At 73.7% G+C, this 2,077-nt stretch carries 3 protein-coding genes; all 3 read left to right on the plus strand.

The window, feature by feature from the left end:
* On the plus strand, positions 1 to 742 hold a 742-nt coding region (locus ACRDP3_RS06195), incomplete at its 5' end, for an ABC transporter permease (protein ID WP_431515803.1).
* Between the two features lie 262 nt (positions 743 to 1,004).
* Complete coding sequence (locus tag ACRDP3_RS06200) at positions 1,005 to 1,589, plus strand: TMEM165/GDT1 family protein (RefSeq protein ID WP_431515804.1); 585 nt, start codon at positions 1,005 to 1,007, stop codon at positions 1,587 to 1,589.
* A gap of 249 nt (positions 1,590 to 1,838) precedes the next feature.
* A partial coding sequence (locus ACRDP3_RS06205; protein WP_431515805.1) for a hypothetical protein occupies positions 1,839 to 2,077 on the plus strand: 239 nt, incomplete at its 3' end.

Genomic DNA, 2,077 nt, shown 5'->3' on the forward strand with positions numbered 1-2,077 from the left:
CCTCGGCGCCGTCCTGGCGGCCCTGCTGGTCGCCGCCGCCGCCATCGCCGCGTACGCCCGCCTCACGCAGGACGACGGCCGCCCCTCCGCGCGCGCCATCCTCACCGCCGGACTGCGTGCCGCGGTCCAACTTGCCGCCGTCTCCTGGGTGATCGGCTGGGTGGTCGGCGCGGTGCCGACGCTGCTCGCCTTCGTCGCGCTGATGTTCGCCGTGGCGGTACGCACGGCGGGGCGCCGCCTCACCAGCAACGGCTCCTGGTGGTGGTCCGCCGTCCCGATCGGGGCCGGGGTGCTGCCGGTGCTCGCCATCCTGCTGCTCACCGGGCTGGTGCCGCTGCGCGGCGTCGCCCTCGTCCCCATCGCCGGCATCCTGATCGGCGGGGCGCTCACGGCGACGGTACTGGCGGGCCGGCGCGCGCTGGAGGAGCTGCAGACCCGTAAGGGCGAGGTGGAGGCGGCACTGTCGCTGGGACTGCTGTCGCGCGAGGCCCGGCTCGAGATCGCCCGCCCGGTCGCCGCCGGCGCCCTGCTGCCCGGCCTGGACCAGACCCGGACCGTGGGCCTGGTCACCCTCCCCGGCGCCTTCGTCGGCATGCTGCTGGGCGGCGCCTCGCCGCTGCTGGCGGGCGCGGTGCAGCTCTTCGTCCTGGTCGCGCTGCTGCTGGTGCAGGTGATCGCCGTCGGGGCGGTGCTGGAGCTGATCGCGTACGGGCGCCTGCATCGCGTAGCCTCGCCGCACTGAAGGGGAGTAGCTCTTCGCCGGACCGTCGACATACTGGGCGTCCCGCCCGTCGTACGGCCATCGCCCGGTCGGCGGTGCGCCGCGGCGCGGGTCCCGCCCCGGCGCCCGGAGCGTGGTACCTGGAACCGGCAGCACACGAGTCCGCGTTCGCAGCCGCCACGCCAGCGAGACCTTCGGCAAGCAGTGTCCGTCATGTACGACGCTGCCGTGCCGAAGTGTGCTCAGCGCCGGCAGGGCAGCCCGAACCCAGAGGAACCCCTCCGTGATCAGCATCTCAGTCGTCGCCGTCGTCTTCGGCGTTGTCTTCCTCGCCGAACTGCCCGACAAGACGGCCCTCGCCGGCCTGCTGCTCGGCACCCGCTACCGCGCCTCGTACGTCTTCGCCGGTGTCGCCGCCGCCTTCGTCCTGCACGTCGCGCTCGCCGTCGCCGCCGGCAGCGTGCTGACCCTGCTTCCCCACCGCCTGCTCCAGGCCGTCGTCGGTGTGCTCTTCCTCGGTGGCGCGGCGGTACTGCTGCTGAAGAAGGACGAGGCGGCGGAGGAGCAGACCCGGGCTCCGGTCGACGAGTCCTTCTGGAAGGTGTCGGCCAGCGGCTTCATGCTCATCCTGGTCGCGGAGTTCGGCGATCTGACGCAGATCATGACGGCGAACCTCGCGGCGCGGTACGACGATCCGCTCTCCGTCGGTCTCGGGGCCGTGCTCGCGCTGTGGTCGGTGGCCGCGATCGGCATTCTCGGCGGCCGCACACTCATGCGGTTCGTGCCGCTGAAGCTGATCACCAGGGTCGCGGCCGCCCTGATGCTCGCCCTCGGCGCGTTCAGCCTGTACGAGGCGCTGGCGCCGTAAAGCGCGTGCTCGTACGCCGGTTCGGACCGCGGTGGAACCGCCCGAATCCGGACCGCGTAGGGTGCACGGCTGGACAGTTGCCAACGATTCGGGGTGGCACGGTCGCGCGGGGGCGTAGCGGCACCACCCAGGGGAGGGGTCAGGATGACGGCACACCGATGCTGTCCGGGCTGTGGCGCGGAGCTGACCGTGGCCGGGGGGACGGGTTGCGGTTGCGTGGGGCCGTTCACGGCCGAGCACGTCGACCCGATGCACATACGACCGTATGTCGACATGCCGGAGGCGGTGGAGGAGGGCTGGACCGGCCCGGACCTCGAGCCCTTCGCGCGGTGCGGTACGGGGGAGACGGCGGAGCTGCCCGCCCTCCTCCCGCCCGAGCGGCCCGACGCACGGCTCGCCGGCGCGGGTGGGCCGTCCGCCTCGCGCGGTGGCAGCCACCGGCGCGGGAAGGGCAGGCCGGAACGCGAGGGGCGCGGCGGACGCGGTGG

Source organism: Streptomyces sp. (genome assembly GCF_050698815.1).
Classification (GTDB): Bacteria; Actinomycetota; Actinomycetes; order Streptomycetales; family Streptomycetaceae; genus Streptomyces.